Source organism: Variovorax terrae, from assembly GCF_022809125.1.
In the GTDB taxonomy this organism is placed as follows: domain Bacteria; phylum Pseudomonadota; class Gammaproteobacteria; order Burkholderiales; family Burkholderiaceae_C; genus Variovorax_A; species Variovorax_A terrae.
In genome coordinates, this window is the sequence record NZ_JALGBI010000001.1 from 2,449,030 (window position 1) to 2,472,401 (window position 23,372).

16 protein-coding genes are annotated in these 23,372 nt (G+C 69.5%); 8 read left to right on the forward strand and 8 right to left on the reverse strand.

Annotated elements, in window-relative coordinates:
* Positions 1–103: 103 nt before the first annotated feature.
* Both MMF98_RS11550 and MMF98_RS11555 read left to right on the forward strand, forming a co-directional pair.
* Positions 104–862, forward strand: a complete 759-nt coding sequence (locus tag MMF98_RS11550) for a 3-hydroxyacyl-CoA dehydrogenase (RefSeq protein ID WP_243306416.1) — start codon at positions 104–106, stop codon at positions 860–862.
* Positions 863–942: 80 nt separating this feature from the next.
* Positions 943–2,766, forward strand: coding sequence for a gamma-glutamyltransferase family protein (locus MMF98_RS11555; protein WP_243306417.1), 1,824 nt, complete (start codon positions 943–945; stop codon positions 2,764–2,766).
* Positions 2,767–2,853: 87 nt separating this feature from the next.
* On the opposite strand, the gene MMF98_RS11560 is transcribed toward MMF98_RS11555, so the two are convergent.
* The 4 genes from MMF98_RS11560 to MMF98_RS11575 all read right to left on the reverse strand — a co-directional run bounded on the left by MMF98_RS11560 (position 2,854) and on the right by MMF98_RS11575 (position 10,726).
* Entirely contained in the window at positions 2,854–3,069 is a 216-nt protein-coding gene (locus MMF98_RS11560; RefSeq protein ID WP_243306418.1) for a hypothetical protein, read from the reverse strand.
* Positions 3,070–3,194: 125 nt separating this feature from the next.
* Positions 3,195–6,569, reverse strand: coding sequence for a response regulator (locus MMF98_RS11565; RefSeq protein WP_243306419.1), 3,375 nt, complete (start codon positions 6,567–6,569; stop codon positions 3,195–3,197).
* A gap of 3 nt (positions 6,570–6,572) precedes the next feature.
* On the reverse strand, positions 6,573–8,741 hold the full coding sequence (locus MMF98_RS11570; protein ID WP_243306420.1) for a protein kinase domain-containing protein: 2,169 nt from the start codon (positions 8,739–8,741) through the stop codon (positions 6,573–6,575).
* A gap of 338 nt (positions 8,742–9,079) precedes the next feature.
* A complete protein-coding gene (locus MMF98_RS11575; protein WP_243306421.1) occupies positions 9,080–10,726 on the reverse strand; it encodes an acyl-CoA synthetase in 1,647 nt (548 codons plus the stop codon).
* Between the two features lie 116 nt (positions 10,727–10,842).
* On the opposite strand from MMF98_RS11575, the gene dnaG reads away from it, so the two are divergent.
* Together dnaG and rpoD are read left to right on the forward strand one after the other, a co-directional pair.
* Positions 10,843–12,729, forward strand: a complete 1,887-nt coding sequence (gene dnaG / locus MMF98_RS11580) for a DNA primase (protein WP_243306422.1) — start codon at positions 10,843–10,845, stop codon at positions 12,727–12,729.
* Positions 12,730–12,987: 258 nt separating this feature from the next.
* Positions 12,988–15,324 (forward strand): RNA polymerase sigma factor RpoD, encoded by a 2,337-nt coding sequence (gene rpoD, locus MMF98_RS11585; RefSeq protein ID WP_243306423.1) that lies wholly within the window; start codon positions 12,988–12,990, stop codon positions 15,322–15,324.
* A gap of 72 nt (positions 15,325–15,396) precedes the next feature.
* On the opposite strand, the gene MMF98_RS11590 is transcribed toward rpoD, so the two are convergent.
* Entirely contained in the window at positions 15,397–16,362 is a 966-nt protein-coding gene (locus tag MMF98_RS11590) for a LysR family transcriptional regulator (protein ID WP_243306424.1), read from the reverse strand.
* A 376-nt stretch (positions 16,363–16,738) separates the two neighbouring features.
* Here MMF98_RS11590 and MMF98_RS11595 point away from each other — a divergent pair, with 376 nt between their 5' ends.
* The 4 genes from MMF98_RS11595 to MMF98_RS11610 all read left to right on the forward strand — a co-directional run bounded on the left by MMF98_RS11595 (position 16,739) and on the right by MMF98_RS11610 (position 19,915).
* Complete coding sequence (locus MMF98_RS11595; protein WP_243306425.1) at positions 16,739–17,452, forward strand: transporter substrate-binding domain-containing protein; 714 nt, start codon at positions 16,739–16,741, stop codon at positions 17,450–17,452.
* Between the two features lie 24 nt (positions 17,453–17,476).
* On the forward strand, positions 17,477–18,154 hold the full coding sequence (locus MMF98_RS11600) for an amino acid ABC transporter permease (RefSeq protein WP_243306426.1): 678 nt from the start codon (positions 17,477–17,479) through the stop codon (positions 18,152–18,154).
* A 62-nt stretch (positions 18,155–18,216) separates the two neighbouring features.
* Positions 18,217–19,143 carry a dihydrodipicolinate synthase family protein gene (locus tag MMF98_RS11605; protein WP_243306427.1) on the forward strand — a complete coding sequence of 309 codons (927 nt, stop codon included), beginning with the start codon at positions 18,217–18,219 and terminating at the stop codon, positions 19,141–19,143.
* Positions 19,144–19,180: 37 nt separating this feature from the next.
* The gene (locus MMF98_RS11610; RefSeq protein WP_243306428.1) at positions 19,181–19,915 is read left to right on the forward strand and encodes an amino acid ABC transporter ATP-binding protein; all 735 of its coding nucleotides are present in this window, start codon (positions 19,181–19,183) and stop codon (positions 19,913–19,915) included.
* A gap of 34 nt (positions 19,916–19,949) precedes the next feature.
* Here MMF98_RS11610 and MMF98_RS11615 read toward each other — a convergent pair whose 3' ends face one another.
* From MMF98_RS11615 to MMF98_RS11625, 3 genes are read right to left on the reverse strand one after another with little or no spacing between them, the layout of a single operon-like run.
* On the reverse strand, positions 19,950–20,717 hold the full coding sequence (locus tag MMF98_RS11615; protein WP_243306429.1) for an HpcH/HpaI aldolase family protein: 768 nt from the start codon (positions 20,715–20,717) through the stop codon (positions 19,950–19,952).
* A gap of 16 nt (positions 20,718–20,733) precedes the next feature.
* Complete coding sequence (hydA, locus tag MMF98_RS11620; protein ID WP_243306430.1) at positions 20,734–22,158, reverse strand: dihydropyrimidinase; 1,425 nt, start codon at positions 22,156–22,158, stop codon at positions 20,734–20,736.
* 11 nt (positions 22,159–22,169) lie between these two features.
* Positions 22,170–23,108, reverse strand: coding sequence for a dihydrodipicolinate synthase family protein (locus MMF98_RS11625; RefSeq protein ID WP_243306431.1), 939 nt, complete (start codon positions 23,106–23,108; stop codon positions 22,170–22,172).
* Between the last annotated feature and the right edge of the window lie 264 nt (positions 23,109–23,372).

A 23,372-nucleotide genomic window follows, 5' to 3' on the forward strand; every position in this document is an offset into this window, starting at 1 on the left:
CTCGATGAGCGTCACGCAAGTGCCCTGCCCCAGCCCGTCCCCGTGCGGGCTTTTTTGTGCGCCATAATTGACGTTAACGTAAACGTCACATCAGGAGACTTTCATGCAGATCCAGGGCAAGGTTTTCATCGTCACGGGCGGCGCTTCGGGCCTGGGCGAAGGCACGGCGCGCATGCTGGCAGCCCAAGGCGGCACCGTGGTGATCGCCGACATGCAGGCGGACAAGGGCGAGGCCGTGGCCCGCGAGATCGGCGGCGCCTTCGTGAAGTGCGACGTGAGCCAGGAGGCCGACGGCCAGGCCGTGGTGGCCAAGGCCGTGTCGCTGGGCAAGCTCATGGGCCTGGTCAACTGCGCGGGCATCGCGCCGGCCGAAAAGACGGTGGGCAAGAACGGCCCGCATTCGCTGGCGGTGTTCAGCAAGACCGTCATGGTCAACCTGGTGGGCAGCTTCAATATGATCCGCCTGGCCGCCGACGCCATGTGCAGGAACGAGCCCGAGTCCACCGGCGAGCGCGGCGTGCTGATCTCCACCGCCAGCGTGGCGGCCTACGACGGCCAGATCGGCCAGGCCGCCTACAGCGCCTCCAAGGGCGGCGTGGTGGGCATGACGCTGCCGATCGCGCGCGACCTGGCGCGCAATGGCATCCGCAACATGACCATCGCCCCCGGCATCTTCGGCACGCCCATGCTGTTCGGCATGCCCCAGGAGGTGCAGGACGCGCTGGCCGCCAGCGTGCCCTTCCCCTCGCGCCTGGGCACGCCCGAGGACTACGCCAGGCTGGCCCGGCACATCATCGAGAACGACATGCTCAACGGCGAGGTGATCCGCCTGGACGGCGCGATCCGCCTCGCGCCGCGCTGAAGCGCCGGCACGGCCTCGGCGCCTCCTGACCCGCGAACGGGTCTGCCGGGCTAATATCGCCCACGACTTCAGGAGGTGCCATGAAACATACGCTCGGCTCGATCACGGTGGCGGCCCTGCTCACCGCCTGCGCTGCCACGCCGCCCAGCTTCACCTATACCGTGCCGCCGCAGCCCGAGGGCTCCTGGGGCTACACCGACAAGCCCGGCTGGGCCACCACCCGGTTCGCCGCGGCGGCTGCCAACCCGCTGGCCACCGACGCCGGCTACCAGGTGCTCAAGGCCGGCGGCTCGGCCATCGACGCCGCGGTCGCCATGCAGATGGTGCTGACCCTGGTGGAGCCGCAATCCAGCGGCATCGGCGGCGGCGCCTTCCTGCTGCACTACAACGGCAAGGACGTCGAGGCCTTCGACGGGCGCGAGACGGCGCCCGCGGCGGCCAATGAAAAGCTCTTCCTCGGCGCCGACGGCAAGCCCCTGCCGTTCTACGACGCCGTGGTGGGCGGCCGCTCGGTCGGCGTGCCGGGCGCGGTGCGCATGCTCGAGATGGCACACCAGCAGTACGGCAGGCTGCCCTGGGCCAAGCTGTTCGAGCCTGCGATCACGCTGGCCGAGGGTGGCTTCAAGATCAGCACACGCCTTTACATGCAGATCAGGAACGACGCCCACCTCAAGAAGGACCCGGTCGCCGCCGCCTACTTCTACAAGCCCGACGGCGATGCGCGCGACGCCGGCTTCAACCTGCGCAACCCGGAACTGGCCGCCACGCTGAGGAAGATCGCCGCCGAGGGCGCCAAGGGCCTGCTCGAAGGCGAGGTGGCGCAGGCCATCGTCGACAAGGTGCAGAAACACCCCACCAACCCCGGCCAGCTCACGCTGGCCGACCTGGCCGGCTACCAGGCCCGGAAGCGCTCGCCGATCTGCCACGACTACCGGGTGAGTGCCAACGACTACCGCATCTGCGGCTTCCCGCCGCCCGGCTCGGGCGCAATTGCCATCGGCCAGATCCTGGGCATGCTGAACAACACCAACGCCGCCAGCCTGCCCTTGGCCGCCGGCTTGGGCGGCACGCCCGGCAGCAGCAGCCCGGCGCCCTCGGCCGACTGGCTGCACCTGTACACCGAGGCCTCGCGCCTGGCCTTCGCCGACCGCGCGCAGTACCTGGGCGACCCTGACTTCGTGCAGCCGCCCGCCGGCAGCTGGATGAGCCTGCTGGCGCCCGGCTACCTGGCCGAGCGCGCCCGGCTGATCGGTGCGCAGAGCATGAAGGTGGCCCAGCCCGGCGTGCCCGGCGCCGTGAAGACCAGCTACGCGCCCATGCCCGAGCAGATCGAGCACGGCACTTCGCACCTCAGCATCGTCGACGCCTATGGCAATTCGGTCGCCATGACCACGACGGTGGAAGACGCGTTTGGCGCGCGCCAGATGGTCAAGGGCTTCCTGCTGAACAACGAGCTGACCGATTTCAGCTTCGCCCCCGCCGACGCCCAGGGCCAGCCGATCGCCAACCGCGTTCAGCCCGGCAAGCGTCCGCGCTCCTCGATGGCACCCACCCTGGTGTTCGACAAGGCCACCGGCCAGCTCGTGATGAGCACCGGCAGCATGGGCGGCCCGCTGATCATCCACTCCACGGCCAAGACGCTGTACGGCGTGCTCAACTGGGGCCTGCTGCCGCAGCAGGCGGTCAACCTGCCCAACTTCGGCACCTTCAACGGGCCCACGCTGCTGGAGCAGAACCGCTTCCCGCCGGCCACGGTGCAGGCGCTGCAGGCCCGCGGCCACGAGGTGCGCGAGCAGGAACTGGGCAGCGGTGTGCAGGCCATCACGCGCGGCCAGATCCACGGCCAGCCGGTGTGGCTCGGCGGCGCCGATCCGCGCCGCGAAGGCACCGTGGAAGGCGACTGAACGCTTTTTTTGAACTAAATCAGCCCAATGTCCAGGCGGGGTGGTCATTCCTTGCTATTAAAAGAGGAGCAACCGCCCAGTACAGCCTCACTCCGGCTGGATGCCGGCGTCGCGGATCTGGCGGCCCCACTTGTCGAGCTGGTCGCGCACGAAGCGCTGGAACGGCTCGCCGGTCGGCAGGCCGGGCTCCATGCCCATGATGCGCAGGCGCTCGATCAGGTCGGTCGGTCCGCTGGTGCGGCTCATGGGCGCACCCACGACCAGCGCGAAGGCGATGCCCTGCAGCACCAGCGGCGCCGCCACCGAGAGCGTGTCGGGCGCGGTCAGCGTGTGTTCGGTGTGCGCGGCAGCGGCAGCCGCGGCACCAGGGCGCGGCGTTCCGGCTCGCCGGAGCGGTCGAATCTCAAAAAAAGGGAGTGGCCGGCCCGTCAGGCCGCGGCGCCGGGGCCGGCAGCGGCGTCCGGCAGCACCAGCCAGAAGGCGGCGCCGCCCCCCTCCACGGGCTCGGCCCACAGCTGCCCGCCGTGGCGCTGCGCCAGTTGGTGGGCCACGAACAGGCCCAGGCCCAGGCCGTCGAACGCCTCGCCATGCGGGCGCTGCAGCGGCTGGAACAGCCGGGCCCGGTCCTTGGCCGCGAGGCCGATGCCGTTGTCCAGCACGCCGTAGTGCGTGGCGCCGCCCTCGCGCCGCCACTCGATGCGGACGGCCGGCTCGGCGGTGTCCCGCGTGAACTTGCGCGCGTTGTCCAGCAACTGGCGCCAGACGTGGGCTAGCAACACGCCGTCGCCCTGCGCGGCGGGCAGCCCCGGCTGCACGCTCACGCGGGTGGGCGCAGCCGGCGGTGCGTCGGCCGCGAACAGCTCGTCCACCATCGCGGCCACCAGGGCGGCCATGTCGACTGTCTCGGGCTGCAGCGGCTGGCGCAGCAGCCGCGCCGCTGTGCGCCAGGCGGTCACGAGCTGGGTGGTCTCGCGCGTGGTGTCGCTCATCGTCGCGATGTACTCGCGCCCCTTGTCGTCCAGCGCGGGGCCGAACTTCAGCTCCAGCAGGCGGGCGTAGCCAGCCACCACGCCGAGCGAGGAACGAATGTCGTGGGCCATCGCGGCGTCCAGCGCCTCGAAGGGCGACGCCGGCGCGCCGGCCGCGGGCTGCGGCGGCGGTATGGCCAGCGCCGGGGCATCGGCCACGTCGAGCCGCACGCGCCGGCCGGGCCGGCCCGCGCCCAGGGCCGCGTCGGGCGCCATCGCGGGCGCCTCGGCCGGCGGCGGGACGGGCGGGCGGCGCAGCCAGCGCGCCAGCACGGCCAGCAACTGCTCCTCGTCGATCGGCTTGGCCACGTGGTCGTCCATGCCGGCCGCCAGGCAGCGCTCGCGGTCGCCGACCAGGGCGTTGGCCGTCATCGCCACCACCGGCAGCGCACGGTAGCGCTCGAGCTGGCGGATCGCCTGCGTGGCAGTGATGCCATCCATCACCGGCATCTGCAGGTCCATGAAGACGAGGTCCCAGGTGCCGTCCGGCGCCGCCTGCAGCCGCTCCAGCGCCTGCTGGCCGTTGCCGGCCACGTCCACCTGGATGCCGCGCAGCTCCAGCAGGCCCACCACCACCTCCTGGTTGGCCGGGTTGTCCTCCACCAGCAGCACCCGCGCCGCGTCGTAGGCCGCGGCGGCGGCCGGCTCGCCGGCGGCGGCCCGGCCCGCGGGGGGCCGCGCCGGGCCGCGCCCCAGCGCGCCGACCAGGGCGTCGAACACCAGCGAGGGGCTCACGGGCTTGATCAGCACCTCGCGCACGCCGGCGGCGCGAGCGCCGCTGATGACCTCCTCGCGGTTGAAGGCGGTGACCAGCAGCACCTCGGGCCGGCGCCCGAGCGGCAGGCGCGCCAGCTCGCGCGCGGCCTCGATGCCGTCCATCTCCGGCATCTGCCAGTCCAGCAGCACGAGGTCGAAGGGCCGGCCCTGGGCGTCGGCCTGGGCCACCAGCGCCAGGGCCGCGCGGCCGGCGTCGGCCTGGACCACCTCGAACTTCATGCGCAGCAGCATGTCGACGATCACGGCGCGCGCGCGGGCGCTGTCGTCCACCACCAGGATGCGCCGACCCTTGAGCCCGCCGTTGGTGACCAGCGCGCGAGCGCGCTGCGCCGAGCGCCCGAAGCGGGCCGTGAACCAGAACGTGGCGCCCTCGCCCAGCGCGCTCTCCACGCCAATCTCGCCGCCCATCAGCCCCGTGAGGTGGCGGGAGATCGCCAGCCCCAGCCCGGTGCCGCCGAAGCGGCGCGTGGTGGAGGCGTCGGCCTGCTCGAACGACTGGAACATCCGCTCCTGCTGCTCGGGCGACAGGCCGATGCCGGTGTCGGTGACGGCGAAGCGCAGCACGACGCCGTCGGCCGTCTCCTGCGCCACGCGCACGGTGATGGCCACCTCGCCCTGGTCGGTGAACTTGACGGCGTTGTTGGCCAGGTTCATCAGGACCTGGCCCAGGCGCATCGGGTCGCCTTGCAGCATCTTGGGCACGTGCTCGTCGACGTCGATCACCACCTCGAGCCCCTTGGCGCCGGCCTTCTCATTGACGAGGTCGCCGACGCCGGACAGCACCTGCTCGAGCTCAAAATCCACGCTGTCCACCGCGAGCTTGCCGGCCTCGATCTTGGACAGGTCGAGGATGTCGTTGAGGATGCCCAGCAGGTGCCGCCCCGCCTGCAGGCTCTTCTCGAGGTAGCCACGCTGGCGCGTGTCCAGCGGCCCCTTGAGCGCGAGCTGGGTCATGCCCAGCATCGCGTTCATCGGCGTGCGGATCTCGTGGCTCATGTTCGCCAGGAACTGCGACTTGGCGCGCGTCGCCTCCTCGGCCGCGTCGCGCGCCTCGCGGCTGGCCGCGGCCGCCTCGTGCTGGATGTCGTGCGCCCGCGCCAGCTCGCTGTAGAGCACGGCATTGTCCAGCAGCAGCACGATCAGGATGAACGAGGCTGCCAGGATGCCGTAGACCCGCCCGAAGTACCAGCCCACGTCGTAGCGCGCGCCGTTGAACACGGCCGCCAGCGCCACGTCGAACACCCAGGCGAACATCACGACCATCAGCCACAGGTCCAGCACCGAGCGCGGCCGCCGGCGCCACAGCAGCGGCACCGACACCAGGCCCAGCACCCAGGTGGCAGAGGCTGCCAGCTGCTTGGCCGCCGCGTCGTAGTCGCCGCTCATGATGACCGGCAGCAGCCCGTGGCCCTGCGTGACCAGGGCCACGCACAGCAGCGCCGCCGCCAGCACGAGCGCGCAGCACAGGCCGATCGCCGGCAGGGCCGACGGCCGCTGGCCGCTGGCGAACACCTCCTCGCGCGGGTCCATCAGCGCATAGGCCACCACCAGCGACGGAAAGCCGCCGTGCCAGAGGAAGTAGAGCCAGGCCGTCGTCTGCGGCCCGCCGCCGGGCAGCCCCCCTTGCAGGAACAGCCCCGGAAAGCTCAGCGCGTGGGCCACCGCCATCAAGGCGCTGAACAGGTAGGCCGACGCCAGCACCAGCAGGCCGCGCGAGCGCCAGGTCGCGTACTGGCCGAACAGCAGCGTGGCCGTGGAGATCTCGCCGAGCACCAGCGCCGACTGGTACGCCGGCAGAAAGGCGGGCATGGGCCCGAGCAGCGTCTTGGCGAACGGCACGATCGCCAGGAACACGATGGCCGACACCAGCACCACGGCCAGCGCCCGCTGGTGCTCGCGGCGGCCAGCCGGCAGCGTGGACAACTGGGTGGAGTGGTGGCTCGCCCGGGGCGCCTGCGCCGCCATCGTGTCCGCCAGGAGGGGTGAGACGGCGCTCATCGACTAGGGCCCGCCCGCGGTGTCGCCGCCCTGCGGCTGGAGGCTGCGGGCCACCGCACGCAGGTCGTCCAGCAGCGGCTCGGCCGAGGGGTAGCGCGCCGCCGGCTTCTTGGCCATGAGCCGGTCCAGGATCGGCTGCAGCGCCGCCGCCTGCGCCGGCAGCGTGGGCAGCGGCGCCTTGAAGTGCGTCGACAGCAGCTCCATCAGCGACTTGCCGTTGTACGGCCGCTCGCCCGCCACCAGCTCGTACAGCAGCACGCCCAGGCTGTAGAGGTCGGAGCGGGGGGTCACGGCCTCGCCCGAGATCTGCTCGGGGCTCATGTAGGACGGCGAGCCCAGCAGTTCGCCCTTGACGGTCAGCTCGGGCTGGCTGGCCGCCGCCGCGCCGGCCTGCTTGGCCACCCCGAAGTCGGCCAGCACCACGTCGCCGTTGGCGCGCACCATGAGGTTCTCGGGCTTGAGGTCGCGGTGCACGATGCCCAGGCGGTGGATCGCGGCCAGCGCGTCCGCCACCTGGATGAGGATACGCACCGCCTGCGCCGGCGCCAGCGCACCCTTCATCTGGCTGCGCAGGTCGCCGTTCTCGAAGTACTCCATGACGATGTAGGCCATGTCGTCCGAGAAGCCGCGGTTGAAGATCCGCACCACGTGCGGGTGCGAGATGGCCGACAGCAGCGAGCACTCGCGCATGAAGCGCCCCGTGGGTTCCTCAGCCTGAGGGTCGAGCCCCAGCACCTTGAGCACCACGAGGTCGTCGTGCGCCTCGCGCCGCGCCAGGTAGACCGTGGACATGCCGCCCACCCCCAGGCGGCGCAGCACCCGGTAGCCTTCCAGGCGCAGCGGCGGCGCGTCGGCCGGGAACTCGCTGCGGCGCAGCTCGGCCAGCTTGTCGTGCAGCGCCTCCTTGACGGCGCGGGCCGCCTGGTCGGCGTGCTCGCGCACCTCGCGCTGCAGCCGCGCGGCCACCCCGCCATCCGGCCCCGCGGAACCGCCGCCGCCGGCCTGCCGGCCCAGCGCGAGCGTGTGCTCGAACGCCGTGGCTGAAGCGCCGTCCGGCCCCAGCGTGGCCTCGGCCCCGCTTTTTGCCGGGGCCGACAGCCCCAGCACCTCGCGCACCTCGATGGGCGCCGCCGAGCCGCGCAGCGCGAGGGTCGAGGCCGCGCCGACGCGCGCATCCGCGCCGACCGCCCGCACCACTGCGCCGCTGGTCGCAATGCGCCAGCCGAGCGCCTGTCCGGCGTTCTCCAGCCGCGAGGCGATCTGCACCGCCTCGCCGGCCAGCGTGGCCTCCGCGCCGCCCTGCGCGCGGCCGGCATAGCTGAGCGCGACATCGCCGCAGTGCACGCCGATGCCGACCTTGAACGGCGGCAGCCGCGCGTCCTGGAAGGTGGAGGCCACCCAGTCGGCCATGCCCTGCGCCATCTCGGCCATCTCGGTGGCGGCCTCCAACGCGCGGTGCGACGGGCTGCCGGGCTGCCGCACATCGACCGGGAACACTGCCATCACCCCGTTGCCCATGAGCTTGAGGTGCTGTCCGCCGTGGGCCAGGATCGGCACGCTGGCGCGCTCCAGATAGGTCGAGAGCAGCCGCGCCACGTCCGGCGACGGCAGCTTCTCGGCGATCGAGGTGAAGCCGCGGATGTCGGCCACCAGCACGGCGGCGTCCGCCAGCACCTGGTCGGCCGGCGCCGGCGTCACGTCCGGCACCAGCGCGACCTCGTCGCCCGAGATGCTGCCGGCAAAGCGGTTGCGCAGCGACGATTCGCCACTGCGCGCGGCCGTGTCCTTGATGACCTCCAACCGGCCGCGGCGGCGGATCAGGCCGTTCACCGCCTCCACCAGCTCCTCGCGCGTGAAGGGCTTGGTGAGGTAGTCATCGGCGCCCAGCGACATGCCCAGCCGCATGCTGTTGCGCGAGCCCTGGGCGGTCAGCATCATGACCTGGGCCGAGGCCAGCCGCTCGTCGGCCTTCAGCGCCTCCAGCACGTCGAAGCCGTTGAGTTCGGGCATGTCGACATCGCAGATCACGATGTCCGGGCACACCAGCGCCGCCTGCTCCAGCGCCAGGCGCCCATTGGAAGCCGAGGCCAGCCGGATTTCCGGGCTGGCCAGATAGCGCATGGCCTGGTTGCGGACGCCTTCATCGTCGTCCACGATCAACACGGTCAGCATCGCACTTACCCCCTGAATACCATCGGCGGGCCCCAGGTTTCGCCTTCCCCGCGAAACCCCGTCCCCACTGACACCGCAGCGCCTGCTAGGCCGCTCCTCCTTGCTGCGGCCGGCACCCACTCGCGATTGCATCCGCCAAGCCCGGGCACTGGCGCCCCATGACGTCAGGGCGATCCGGTGTCCGCGAAGCTTCGGCAGCAGCAGGCTGCCCCGTCTGTGAGCCTTTGGCTTCTTTTGTGCCGACGGGGCAACTGCGACGACATTTTGTTACAAGGAGCGCGCTTGTCAAGCCTCCAAATTGGAAAGCTCGGGCCCTGGGAGGGGGCGCGCCAGCGGTCTCAGACGTCGATCGCCGCGGCCGAGCCGGCCTGCTTGCGCAGCTCGAACTTCTGGATCTTGCCGGTCGAGGTCTTGGGCAGCTCGCCGAACACCACGGCGCGCGGCACCTTGAAGCCCGCCAGGTGCTTCTTGCAATGCGCCACGATGGCCTCGGCCGTGGTCTGCGCGCCGGCCTTCAGCTCGACGAAGGCGCAGGGCGTCTCGCCCCACTTCGGGTCGGCCTTGGCCACCACGGCGGCGGCCAGCACGTCGGGGTGGCGGTAGAGCACGTCCTCCACCTCGATCGACGAGATGTTCTCGCCGCCCGAGATGATGATGTCCTTGCTGCGGTCCTTGATCTTGATGTAGCCGTCGGGGTACTGCACGGCAAGGTCGCCGCTGTGGAACCAGCCGCCGGCAAACGCCTCCTGCGTGGCCTGCGGGTTCTTCAGGTAGCCCTTCATCGCGATGTTGCCGCGGAACATGATCTCGCCCATGGTCTCGCCGTCCTGCGGCACGGGCTGCATCGTCTGCGGATCGAGCACGCGCGCGTCGCGCTCCAGGTGGTAGCGCACGCCCTGGCGCGCGTTGAGGCGGGCGCGCTCGCCGATGTCCAACGCGTCCCATTCGCCGTGCTTGGCACACACGGTGGCCGGGCCGTAGACCTCGGTCAGGCCATAGACATGGGTCAGGTCGAACCCCATCTGCTCCATGCCCTCGATCATCGAGGCCGGCGGCGCGGCGCCGGCCACCATGGCCTTGACGCCGGCGGGAACGCCCGCCTTCATGGCCTCGGGCGCGTTCACCAGCAGGCCATGCACGATGGGCGCGCCGCAGTAGTGCGTGACGCCGTGGTCACGGATGGCATCGAAGATGGCCTGCGCCTCGACCTTGCGCAGGCACACGTTGACGCCGGCGCGCGCCGCCACCGTCCACGGAAAGCACCAGCCGTTGCAATGGAACATGGGCAGCGTCCACAGGTAGGCCGCATGCTTGGGCATGTCCCATTCGAGGATGTTGGACAGCGCATTGAGGGCCGCGCCGCGGTGGTGGTAGACCACGCCCTTGGGGTTGCCGGTGGTGCCGCTGGTGTAGTTGAGCGCGATCGCATCCCACTCGTCGCCGGGCAGCGCCCAGGCGAACTGCGGGTCGCCGCCGGCCAGGAAGGCCTCGTAGGTGAGGCTGCCGATGCGCTGCACCGGGCCGCCATAGACCGGGTCTTCCACGTCGATCACCAGCAGCGGTTCGCTCGACTGGCGCAGCGCGAGGGCCTCGCGCATCACCCCGGCGAACTCGGGATCGACGATCACCACCCGGGCCTCGCCGTGGTCCAGCATGAAGGCCAGCGTGGGCGCGTCGAGCCGGGTGTTGAGTGCATTGAGCACCGCGCCCGCCATCGGGATGCCGAAATGCGCCTCCACCATCGGCGGCGTGTTGGGCAGCATCACGGCCACCGTGTCGTTGCGGCCCACGCCCGCCCCGCGCAGCGCGCTGGCCAGCCGGCGGCAGCGCACGTAGACCTCACCCCAGCTGCGGCGCAGCGTGCCATGGACCACCGCCAGGCGCTGCGGATAGACCTCGGCCGTGCGCTCGATGAACGACAGCGGCGACAGCGGTGCGTGGTTGGCCTCGGTGCGCGGCAGGTCCTGGTCGAAAATACGGGGCATGGTGCGGTCTCCTTGAATGGGTCTTGTGGGTGTCAGCCGCCAAGCGTAGCGGCTTTTCGGCGCGCGCCCCATTAAGTAGAAATACCGAACGGCGACCTTTCGGGGACAATCCCGGCGTGGCCATCCCCCAGTCTTTCATCCAGGAATTGCTTGCGCGCGCCGACGTGGTCGAGATCGTCGGCCGCTACGTACAGCTCAAGAAGGGCGGCGCCAATTTCATGGGGCTGTGCCCGTTCCACGGCGAGAAATCGCCCTCGTTCTCGGTCAGCCCGTCCAAGCAGTTCTACCACTGCTTCGGCTGCGGCAAGAACGGCAACGCCATCAGCTTCCTGATGGAGCACGCGGGCATGACCTTCGTGGAGGCCGTGAAGGACCTGGCCCAGCAGTACGGCCTGCAGGTGCCCGAGGACGACGCCTCGCCGCAGGACCGCGCCCGCGCCGCCGAGCAGCGGCAGAAGCAGGCCACGCTGAGCGACGTGCTCGAGAAGGCCTGCGATGCCTACAAAAAGAACCTCAAGCACTCGCCCCGCGCCGTTGGCTACTTCAAGGGCCGCGGCCTCTCGGGCGAAATCGCCAAGCGCTTCGGCCTGGGCTACGCGCCCGAGGGCTGGCGCAGCCTGGCCAGCGTGTTCCCCAGCTACGACGACCCGCTGCTGGCCGAGAGCGGCCTGGTCATCGTCAACGAGGACGAGCACTCGGGCGAGGCCAAGCGCTACGACCGCTTCCGCGACCGCGTGATGTTCCCGATCCGCAACGTCAAGGGCGAATGCATCGGCTTCGGCGGGCGGGTGCTGGGCGACGAGAAACCCAAGTACCTCAACTCGCCCGAGACCCCGGTGTTCAGCAAGGGCCGCGAACTCTACGGCCTGTTCGAGGCCCGCCAGGCGCTGCGTGAGCAGGGCTACGTGCTGGTGACCGAAGGCTACATGGACGTGGTGGCGCTGGCGCAGCTCGGCTTTCCCAACGCCGTGGCCACGCTCGGCACGGCCTGCACCTCAGACCATGTGCAGAAGCTGTTCCGCTTCACCGACAGCGTGGTGTTCAGCTTCGACGGCGACGCCGCCGGCCGGCGCGCCGCGCGCAAGGCGCTGGACGGCGCCCTGCCTTATGCCACCGACGTGCGCTCGGTCAAGTTCCTGTTCCTGCCGTCCGAGCATGACCCCGACAGCTACATCCGCGAGTTCGGCCAGGACGCGTTCGCGCGCTGCGTGGGCGAGGCCATGCCGCTGTCGCGCTTCCTGGTGGAATCGGCGCGCGAGGGCTGCGACCTCAACACCGCCGAGGGCCGCGCCCACGCCGCCAGCAATGCCCGGCCGCTGTGGAGCGCCCTGCCCGACGGCGCGCTCAAGCGGCAGTTGCTGGGCGAGATCGCCGACCTGGTGCAGCTCGGCGGCCATGAGCTGGCCGAACTGTGGAGCGGCCGCCCTGCCGGCGCCCGCCCGGGGGCGGGAAAGCGCTACGCCAAGGAGGGCTCCCGGGCTGCATCCGCCGGGGACGCCGGCGCCCCGGCCTCCAGGGCCTTCGCGCCGCGCCCGCGCCTGGGCGGCCGCGCGCTGCCGGCCAGCCGCGCCGACCACGCCGCCCGGCTGCTGCTGGCCAACGCCGCAGCCTGGGAAGCCCTGACCCATGAAGACCACACCCTGCTGTGCGAACAGCCGGCGCCGCACGGCCCACTGTTCGTCTGGCTCGACAGCCAGTTGCACGAGCATGGCCCCCTGCCCTGGGGCGCCCTGAGCGAGGCCCTGCACGAGGAGCACGAGTTCGCCGGCCTGGCGCGGCGCCTGATGGCGGGCGCCATCGCGCCCACGGCCGGCACCCCGGCCGAGCCGGCGCCGCCGCAGGAGGCGCGCCAGGAACTGCGCGCCCTGCTCGACCTGATCCTGGACGACTGGCTCAAGCAGCAGGAAACCGAGGCCCTGGCCGCCTCCGACCTGGAGCGCTACCGCGAGCTGCACGAGCGCCGACGCGCCCGGCTGGCCGCCAAATCCCCGGGCAAGGCTTGAAATTCCGCCAGGGCGGTATAATGTAGGGTTTTCTAGCGGCAAGAGCGACAGCAGCACCTCCGGGCCCGGCCAACCGTGTCATCAGCACACGACCCGCCACATCACCGCAAGGACTGCACACCAAATGTTCGCCCACCCATCTTGCCCCTGAGCGACGGCCGGAAACCCCCTTTCCGCCTGTTGTCTCGCCACCCGCGCCGGGAAGTTGTGGCGCTTGTTTGTTTCTTTGTGTCCGTTTTTGAAGTACCGAGGTCGTCCATGCCCGCTCAAAAGTCCAAGAAGCCCGTCAAGTCCGCTGCCAAGCCCGCTGCAAAAACCGTGACCCGCCCGGCCGCCCCGCCGGCCAAGGCCGCTGCCAAGGCAGCCAAGCCTGTGGCCCAGGCCGCCGCCAAGCCTGCAACGAAAGCCAAACCAGTGCCCGCATCGAAGTCTCCCGCCCCCGAAGAGCTGAAGAAAACCGCCAAAGCCGCCGCCGAAGAGGCTCCGAAGAAAAAACCCGGCCGCCCGCCCAAGGCGGCCGCCGCCGAATCCAGCGCCCCGCCCAAGGCCGGCGCCAAGCGCGGCCGCAAGCCCAAGAGCGCCGCCGCCAAGGATGACGGCGCCGAGGAAGACCTGTCCGACATCGAGGCCGAGTTCGCCGAGGAGCCCGCCGCCACCGAGACCCCGGAGAAGGTCAAGCCGCTGCGCATGAAGATCAGCAAGGCCAAGGAACGGGCCTTGATGAAGGAATTCGGCCTGGACGAAACCGTGCTGTCCGAAGAAGACATGGCCAAGCGCCGCCAGCGCCTGAAGACGCTGATCACGCTGGGCAAGACCCGCGGCTACCTGACCCAGGTCGAAATCTCCGACCACCTGCCCGACAAGCTGGTGGATGCCGAGACCATGGAAGTCGTGGTCACCATGCTGAACGACCTCGGCGTGGCCGTGTACGAGCAGACGCCCGACGCCGAGACCCTGTTCCAGAACAACGTGACGCCCACCGCCGCCACGGTGGAAGAGGCCGAGGAAGAAGCCGAAGCCGCCCTGTCCACCGTGGACAGCGAATTCGGCCGCACCACCGACCCGGTGCGCATGTACATGCGCGAGATGGGCACGGTGGAGCTGCTCACGCGCGAAGGCGAGATCGAGATCGCCAAGCGCATCGAGGGCGGCCTGATGCGCATGATGGAAGCCATCAGTGCCTCGCCCGCCACGATTGCCGAGGTGTTCCGCCTGGCCGACGAGATCCGTGAAGGCAAGGTGGTGATCTCCACCGTGGTGGACGGCTTCTCCAACCCGAACGAGGCCGACGACTACGTGGCCGAGGAAGACTTCGACGAGTTCGATGCCGACGACGACGACGACGGCAACGGCGGCTCCAAGGCCCTGACCAAGAAGCTCGAGGAACTCAAGCGCGAGGCGCTCAGCCGCTTCGACAAGCTGCGCGAGCTGTTCGAGAAGGTGCACAAGAGCTACGACAAGGAAGGCTACGGCAGCCCCACCTACGTGAAGGCCCAGAAGGCCCTGAGCGACGAGCTCATGACCATCCGCTTCACCGCCAAGACCATCGAGAAGCTGTGCGACATGGTGCGCGCCCAGGTGGACGACGTGCGCAAGAAGGAGCGCGAGCTGCGCCGCATCATCGTGGACAAGTGCGGCATGCCGCAGGAAACCTTCATCAAGGACTTCCCGCCCAACCTGCTCAACCTCAAGTGGGTCGAGAAGCAGGCCGCCGCCGGCAAGCCCTGGAGCACGATCATCGCGCGCAACATCCCGCCGATCCAGGAACTGCAGCAGAAGCTGATGGACCTGCAATCGCGCGTGGTGGTGCCGCTGTCCGAGCTCAAGGACATCAACAAGCGCATGAACGAAGGCGAGGCCTCGTCGCGCGACGCCAAGAAGGAAATGATCGAGGCCAATCTGCGCCTCGTGATCTCCATCGCCAAGAAGTACACCAACCGCGGCCTGCAGTTCCTCGACCTGATCCAGGAAGGCAACATCGGCCTGATGAAGGCGGTGGACAAGTTCGAATACCGCCGCGGCTACAAGTTCTCGACCTACGCCACGTGGTGGATCCGCCAGGCCATCACGCGCTCGATCGCCGACCAGGCGCGCACCATCCGCATCCCGGTACACATGATCGAGACCATCAACAAGATGAACCGCATCTCGCGCCAGCACTTGCAGGAGTTCGGCTTCGAGCCCGACGCCGGCATCCTGGCCGCAAAGATGGAGATCCCGGAAGACAAGATCCGCAAGATCATGAAGATCGCCAAGGAGCCGATCTCGATGGAAACCCCCATCGGCGACGACGACGACTCGCACCTGGGCGACTTCATCGAGGACAGCGCCAACACCGCGCCGATCGAGGCCGCGATGCAGGCCGGCCTGCGCGACGTGGTCAAGGACATCCTCGACAGCCTGACGCCGCGCGAGGCCAAGGTGCTGCGCATGCGCTTCGGCATCGAGATGAGCACCGACCACACGCTCGAAGAAGTGGGCAAGCAGTTCGACGTGACGCGCGAGCGCATCCGCCAGATCGAAGCCAAGGCGCTGCGCAAGCTCAAGCACCCGAGCCGCAGCGACAAGCTGCGCAGCTTCATCGACACGCTGTAAACGCGCGCCGCCCGCCGGCCACGTGAAAAAGGGCACCGCAAGGTGCCCTTTTTTCATTGGGGAAGCGCCGCCTCAGTCGCCCGCTGCCGGTGGCGCGGCGTCCTCAGGCGGCGGGCGAGGCGATCCCAGGCCGTCCTGCAGGAAGCTGCGCGCCTGCTCGAGGAAGGCCTGGCCCATGCGCGAGACCGGCCGGTCCCGCACCACCAGGCCGCACACCTTGATGGGCACCTTGGGGCTGAAGCGGTGGCTGCTGCTCACGCTGCCCGGGCGGTAGCGCGCAGTCAGTTCATCCACGAACCCGATGCCCAGGCCCTGGTCCACCAGCACGCTGGCCACATTGGAAAAGCGCGCCTCGATCGAAGGGTTGTAGTGGTCGCCCGCGCGCTCGAAGGCCGCATCGATCAGCGCCCCCAGCGGCGCGCCGGGCGCGGGGCCGATGAGGGTGCGCTCGCGCAGATCGAACGGCGAGAGCACGGGCTTGACCGCCAGCGGATCGCCGGGCGGGCACAGGCACATCATCTGCGCCTCGACCAGCACGTCCTGGACCAGGCTGGGCCGCGTGGGCGGGCGCATGGCCACGCCGATGTCGGCGCTGCCGCTTTCCACGTTCTCCAGCAGCTCGTCCATGCGCAGCGTCTCCAGCGCGATGCGCACGTCCGGATGGTCCTGCAGGAAGAGCCGCAGCACCGACGGCACGAGATACTGCGACAGCTCCGCGGTGGCGGCGATGCGCAATACACCGGCGCGGCCCGTGCGCAGGTCCCAGGCCTTGCGCTGGATCGCCTCGTGCACGCGAAACAGCGGCTCGGCATCGGCCAGCAGGATGCGCGCATCCGGCGTGGGCAGCAGCCGGTTGCTCACGCGGTCGAACAGCTGCACGCCGATCTTCGCCTCGGCCAGCTTGATCGCGTTGCTGACCGCAGGCTGCGACATGCCCAGCTCTTCGGCCGCGCCGATGGTGGTGCGGTAGCGCATGACGGCGCGCAACACCTCGAGCTGGCGCAGGTTGATCAGGGTGCGTGTCGATGAATCTGTCATGAAGGTGAGTGGCCCCGTTTTTCATGTGGTCTTGCTGCTGTGCAGCATGGCGCCGCATGGCGCGCCCCAAAACGGCGCGCGGGGTCTTGTGCCTGGTGCATGCTACACCACGCGGCACATATACCGAGTCCTTATAGTCGCGCCCCCAAACGGAATTGAAGCGGCGCTATCAGCGGACTTATTCTTCGGCTTACTTCTTGCTCACTTCCGAGTGGAAGATTCTACGAAGGGCTTCACCGTGTATCTCAATCGTTTGCGCTCTGCCTTGGCGCTGGTGGCAATTGCCGGAGGCGCGAGCCTGGCTCCGGTGGCTGCGACAGCCCAGAACTGCACTCCCACCATCCCCAAGAGTGAATTGATCTCCGAGGGAAAGCTCATGCTTTCCACCAACCCGACGCTGCGCCCGCTGCAGTACATCGACACCACCGGCGAGCTCAAGGGCATGAACGTCGAGCTGGCCAACGAGATCGCCAAGCGCCTGTGCCTGAAGGCCGAGCTGGTCCGCATGGACTTCCCGGCCATGATCCCCGCGCTCAAGGCCGGCCGCTTCGACGGCATCAACACCGGCATGTTCTACACCGACGAGCGCGCGAAGATGATGTGGGCCATCCCCTACGCCATGTCGGCCATCGACGTGGTGGGCGCACCCAGCACCAAGGTCGCCGTCGCTTCGCCCGAGGCGATGGAAGGCATGACCGTCGGCGTCGAGACCGATTCGTACCAGGAGCGCTGGCTGCGCACGGTCGACAAGGAAAACCAGGCCAAGGGCAAGAAGGCGATGAAGATCAACGCCTTCCCGACCGCCAGCGACGTGATGGCTGCGCTGCGCGCCGGACAGCTCGACGTGGCCGCGTTCCCCAACTACGCGGGCGGCGCCTTCGTGAAGAGCGGCATCGCCAAGATGCTGCTGCCCGCGCAGGGCGGCTCGCCGACCATGATGAGCTTCCGCTCCAAGGTCGTGGCCGACGCCGTGGTCAAGGTGTACAACGACATGGTCCAGGATGGCACCTACGACCGCATCCTGGGCGGGTACGCCATGACCCGGCTGCCGGAGCGCGTGATCGCGATCCGCGGCGAAGGCCCGAAATAAACAACCACAGGAACGCAGGACACCATGGAGTTCTTCAAGCCGGATGCCTTCCTCGGCTACCTGACCAACGGATTCCTGCTCAAGGGTGTCCTCGTCACGCTCGGCATGACGGTGGTCACCGTCATTGGCGGCATGCTGCTGGGGGTGATCGTCGCCTTCATGCGCATGGCCGCCAACCCGGCGATCAGCTATCTTGCGCGCTTCTACCTCTGGGTCTTCCGCGGCACGCCGCTGCTGATCCAGCTGGTGATCATCTACACCGGCCTGCCGCAGCTCGGCATCCGCCTGGGCGTGGTCGAGTCGTCGCTGCTGGCGCTGATCCTCAACGAAGCGGCTTACATGGCCGAGATCGTGCGCAGCGGCTTCCTGGGCGTGCCCGCCGGGCAGCGCGAAGCGGCCGATTCGCTGGGCCTACCGCGCTGGCTCGTGGTGTGGAAGGTCACCTTCCCGCAGGCCTTCCGCCTGATGATTCCGCCGCTGGGCAATTCGATCAACGGCTTGCTCAAGTCCACCTCGATCACCTCGGTGATCTCGATGGAAGAGCTGCTGCGCCGCAGCCAGATGGTGATGCAGGAGAAGTTCGAGGTGCTGGAGGTGTTCGCCGCCGCCGCCGTGTTCTACCTCATCATGACGACCGCCTGGGGCCTGGTGCAGGCCCAGCTTGAAAAACGCTTCGGCGCGCCGATGGCGCCGCGCACATGAGACCGGCCTCGCCCGCGCTGCCGCGCAGCACGGGCGCCTCCTCCCTTCCTTCACAAACATCCATGAACAGCCACTGGCTGCGACGCCTCACCGTCGCCACCATCCTTCCCTTCCACGCTGACGGCCGCATCGACTGGGACGGCTTCACGCGCGTGCTCGGCTACTGCACGACCCAGCCCGAGGTCAGCTCCGTCTTCGTCAACGGCCACGCCGGCGAAAGCGGCGCGCTCACGCCCGATGAACGCGCCGAGGTCATCCGCTTCACACGCCGCCACATGGCACCGGGCCAATGCCTGGTGGCCGGCCTGGTGGCGCGCGACACCGCCGACGCGGTCGAGCAGGCGCGCCAGGCGCAGGACAGCGGCGCCGACGTGCTGACCGTGTTCCCGCTCGAATTCCCCGGCCTGGAGGCCGCCGCGCGCAGCCAGGCGCAGATCGCCCACGTGCGCACCATCGGCGAAGCGGTGGACACGCCGCTGGCGCTGTTCCAGTACCCGTTCGCTTCGCCTGCCACGCACGACACAGCCACGCTGGCGGCCATTGCCGCGCTGCCCCGGCTGCTCGGCATCAAGGAAGGCTCGGACAGCATGACGCTGTACGAGGACAACCTGCGCGCGACCAAGGCCGCCAACCCCGGCCTGCTGATGCTGCCGTCCAACTTCGACTGGTTCCTGCCGCAGCTCGCCGTGGGCGGCGACGGCATCCTCTCGGGCCTGGCCAGCCTGGCACCCCAGGCGCTGGCACACCTGTGGCGGGCCAGCGAGGCCCGCGACCTCAACGCCATGCGCGCCGCCAACGACGCGCTCTACCCGCTGGTGCGCGCGGTCTATGCGCTGCCGCGCTCCGACATGTATGCGCGCATCAAGGTCGCGCTGCACGACGACGGGCTGATCCGCTCGGCCTTCTCGCGCACCTGCAAGACCGTCTTCGACGACGCGCAGCGCGCCGCCCTGCGCCACGGCCTGGCCCATGCGCGCGCCCTCGCCTGAACCTCTCCCTTCCCCCGATATCCGCCAAGGACCCGCCATGATCTCGATCCAGAATGTGAACAAGTGGTACGGCGCCTATCACGCACTGCGCGACGTGTCGCTCAACGTGAGCAAGGGCGAACGCGTGGTGATCTGCGGCCCGTCGGGCTCGGGCAAATCCACGCTGATCCGCTGCATCAACCGGCTCGAATCGCACCAGCAGGGGCAGATCGTCGTCGACGGCGTGGAGCTGACCGCCAAGGCGCGCGCGCAGAACGTGGTGGCCGTGCGGCGCGAAGTCGGCATGGTGTTCCAGCAGTTCAACCTGTTTCCGCACCTCACGGTGCTGGACAACCTCATGCTCGCGCCGGTCTGGGTGCGCAAGATCTCCAGAGCCGAGGCGCGCGACACTGCCATGCACTACCTGGAGCGCGTGCGTATCGCCGAACAAGCCAACAAGTACCCCGGCCAGCTGTCGGGCGGGCAGCAGCAGCGCGTAGCCATCGCGCGATCGCTGTGCATGCAGCCCAAGGTCATGCTGTTCGATGAACCCACCTCGGCGCTCGACCCCGAGATGATCAAGGAGGTGCTGGACGTCATGACGCAACTGGCCGACGAGGGCATGACCATGATCTGCGTCACGCACGAGATGGCCTTTGCGCGCAAAGTGGCCAACACCGTGATCTTCATGGACAAGGGCGAGATCATCGAATCGGCGGCGGCCGAGGCATTCTTCACGCAGCCGCGCAGCGAGCGCACCCGCAGCTTCCTCAAGCAGGTGATGACGCACTGAAGTGCGCCGCCCTGCGGCGGCCCGCGGGGGCGGCTCAGCGCAGCGCAGCCACGCGCGCCAGCCCGGCGTCCAGGATCAGGTCGGTGTCGTTGCTGGCCAGGATGAAGCCGAAGCCCTCGGCCAGGCAGGCGCGCAGCAGCGCCGCGTCGGCGATGCCGCCCAGCCCCGCCGCCTTGCCATGCGCACGGCAGGCGGCGAGCACGGCCTGGCGCGCGGCGCGCATCTGCGCATGGTCGATCTGGCCCGCGATGCCCAGTTCCATCGACAGGTCGTTGCAGCCGATCATCAGCACATCCACGCCGGGCACGGCCGCGATGGCGTGCGCCTGGGCAATCGCTTCGGGCGATTCGAGCATGACCACGGCCATCACCTGCGGGTTGGCCTCGACCATGGCCTCATGCACCGGAAAGCGCTGGTAGCCGAACAGCGGCTGCAGCCCGAAGAAGGAGCGCCGCCCCAGCGGCGGGTACTTGACGGCAGCGGCCACGGCCCGCGCTTCGTCCACGCTGTCCACATGCGGCACCACGATGCCTTGCGCGCCGCCGTCGAGCAGGCGCGCGATGTCGTGCGAGCCCTTGCCGGCCACGCGCACGATGGCAGGCAGGCGCGCCGCCAGCCCGGCGGCGGCCAGGTCCACCGCCGTCTCCACGCCCAGCGGGCCATGCTCGAGGTCGATGAACAGGAAATCGAAGCCGCAGCGTGCGGCCAGGCCGACCGCAGCGCCGCCGCGCAGTTGCTGGAGGCCCAGCCCCAGCACGGGCCGGCCCGCCGCCAGATGGGCGGCCACGGGATTGAGATGCATGGAAGCTGGCCGCCCGTCAGAAGCCGCCGGCTTCGCCGCGGCGCACGAACTGGCCGCGCCCGGGCGTGCCGAGCCAGGCCTTCTCGTCGACGATCAGGTCGCCGCGCGAGAGCACCTTGCGCACCTTGCCGTGCACGTGGCGGCCTTCGAACAGGCTGTAGTCGCAGTTGCCGTGGTTGCCGTCATGCGTGTGCGCCGTCAGGACCTGCTCGGCCTGCGGATCGAACAGCACCAGATCGGCATCGCTGCCCACGGCGATCGTGCCCTTGCGCGGAAACAGGCCGAACAGCTTGGCCGGCGCAGTGGCCGTCAGCTCGACGAAGCGGTTGAGCGAGATGCGGCCGGTGCGCACACCGCCGTCGTAGATCACGGTCATGCGCGTCTCGATGCCGGGGGCGCCGTTGGGAATCTTCGAGAAGTCGTCCTGGCCGTACATCTTCTGGCGCACGCGGCCCATGTGGCCCTCCTTCATGCAGAACGGGCAGTGGTCGGTGGAGACGAGTTGCAGGTCGTCGGTCTTCAGCGCGGTCCACAGCGCGTCCTGCGCCTCGCGCGAGCGCAGCGGCGGGCTCATGACGTATTTGGCCAAAGAGAAGTCGTCGCTGTCGTAGACCGACTCGTCGAAGAACAGGTAGTGCGGGCAGGTTTCGGCGAACACCGGGATGCCCGAGTCGCGCGCCTCGATCACGTGGGCCAGCGCCTCCTTGGCCGACAGGTGCACGAAGTACACCGGCGCCTGCGCCAGCTCGGCCAGCTTGATGCCGCGGTGCGTGGCCTCGCCCTCCAAAATGGACGGCCGCGTGAGCGCGTGGTACCTGGGCGAGGTGTGGCCCTGCGCCAGCGCCTCGCGGATCAGCAGGTCGATCACCGTGCCGTTCTCGGCGTGCAGCGCGATCATGCCGCCGTGCTCGCCCACCATGCGCATGGCGCGGAAGATCGCGGCGTCGTCCACCATCACCGTGCCCAGGTAGGCCATGAACATCTTGAAGCTGCTCACCCCTTCGTGGCGGATGGCATGGCGCATGTCGCCCAGCACCGCGTCGTCCACGTGCGTAACGATGACGTGGAAGCCGTAGTCGATGCTGGCGCCGGCCTCGGCCTTCGCCTGGGCCCGCGTGATCGCGTCCATCGGGCTCGTGCCCTGGTTCTGGAACGCGAAGTCGATGATGGTGGTGGTGCCGCCGAAGGCCGCGGCGCGCGTGCCCGACTCGAAATCGTCGCAGGTGGTGGAGTCGCCGAAGGTGTTCTCCAGGTGCGTGTGGCAGTCCACACCGCCGGGGAAGACCATCAGGCCCGTGGCGTCGATCACGCGCACCTCGGGCCCGACGTTCAGCTGGCGGCCGATGGCGGCGATCCTGCCGTCCTCGATCAGGAGGTCGGCGTGGTAGTCGTCGACCGCCGTGACGATGCGGCCATGGCGGATCAGGGTGGTGGTGCTCATGTCGGCGTCCTTCAGGCGGGCGCGAGGCCGGCCGCGCGCAGCGCCTGGCGCAGCATCTCGGTTTCGGTGGCAGGCAGCGGCCCCATGGGTGCGCGCATGCGGTCGCTGGGAATGCGGCCCAGCAGCATCAGGCAGGTCTTCAGGCGCGCCGTGGCATGGCCGCCGGGCGCCGTGCCGTAGACCGCCTTGGCCAGCGGGTAGATGCGGTCGTTGAAGCCGCGCGCCGCGGCCAGGTCGCCCGCCTGCATGGCGCGGTAGAGCCCGACGATGAGCTCGGGCGCCACGCAGGCCAGGCTCACCTGGCTGCCCTCGGTGCCCAGCGCGAAGCAGGTGAACAGGTGCTCGTCGCCCGAGGCCATCATCAGCACGTGCGGCGCGGCCTGGCGCACCAGGCGCTGGTGCGCTTCGTAAGCCGCGGTCTCCCAGCTGCCCTCCTTGACGCCCACCACGTTCGGAAGCCGCACCAGGCGCGCCAGCACCTCGGGCGTGTAGGCCAGCCTGCCCGCGCCAACACCGGCCTGGTAGAGAAACAGCGGCAGGCCGCTGGTTTCGGTGGCCATGCGGTGATGCCGCACGGCCACTTCGCTGTCCTGCGACACGGCCCAGGAAAACGGCGGAAAGATCAGCACGGCATCGGCCCCCGCGGCCTCGGCATCCTCCACGTGGCGGCGCGCCTCGCGGCTGTCCTCGGCGTGGATGCCGCACACCAGCAGCGTGCCCGGCGGGCATTCGGCGCGCGCGATCTCCAACACGCGGCGCTTGTCCTCGCGCGCCAGCATGAAGTTCTCGCCGGCATGGCCGTTGAGCAGCAGGCCGGTCATGCCGTCGGCGCCGGCCACGGCGCGCAGGTGCTGCGCGAGCGTGGCCTCGTCGATGGAATCATCCTCGTTCAGCGGGCAGATGGTGGCGGCGTAGATGCCGCGAAAGCGGGCAATGGGCTGGGGTGTCATGCGGAAGGTTGGAGTGGCAACAAGCTGCAGCCACCATAGCGCGCGGGCCTCGCGCAGGTCAATCAGAAACCGGGGCGCGACTATAAGCGCCGGCCATAGCAGCCGGCACCGGCGCAGGCCTCTCGCGGCCGCCGCGCGTATGCAGCCGGCTGATAGTCGGGCCGCCATATCTAATAGGCCGAACACCCCCGCAAACAGCGCCCCTCCGCTATTCTGAAAAAGCGCCACAGGTCCCTCGCGACGCCATGCAAGGCAGCCGCCCTG